Origin of the sequence: Saccharothrix sp. ST-888 (assembly GCF_000955975.1) — a bacterium.
Classification (GTDB): Bacteria; Actinomycetota; Actinomycetes; order Streptomycetales; family Streptomycetaceae; genus Kitasatospora.
The window spans coordinates 1-299 of the sequence record NZ_JYJF01001010.1 but is presented as its reverse complement, the minus strand read 5'-3'; the positions used below and the strand labels follow the sequence as shown (position 1 = coordinate 299).

Below are 299 nucleotides of genomic sequence, written 5' to 3'. Positions count from 1 at the left end.
TGCGTGAGGATGATCTTCATTACTCGGTCACCCTCTCTTAGCGCGTGGTGGAGGTGTAGGGCAGCAGCGCCATCTCACGGCTGTTCTTCACGGCCGTGGGGACGTGACGCTGGTGATGGGTGCAGTTGCCGGTGACCCGGCGGGAGTGGATCTGGACGCGGTGGGAGACGGACTTCGGGAGCAGGGTCGCGGCTACGGCCGCGGCGGCGGCGGCCAGCAGGGCGGCGGCTGGGGTGGAAACTCCGGCGGCCAGTCCGGCCCGTCCGACGACCCGTGGGCGTCCAGCGCTCCCTCTGGTG

Annotated in this window: 1 protein-coding gene; it reads right to left on the bottom strand. The window is 69.9% G+C overall.

All coding sequences use genetic code 11. From position 1 onward, the window contains the following. Window positions 1-37 precede the first annotated feature (37 nt). On the bottom strand, window positions 38-220 hold the full coding sequence (gene rpsR, locus UK12_RS35355; RefSeq protein WP_045307324.1) for a 30S ribosomal protein S18: 183 nt from the start codon (window positions 218-220) through the stop codon (window positions 38-40). Window positions 221-299: the final 79 nt, after the last annotated feature.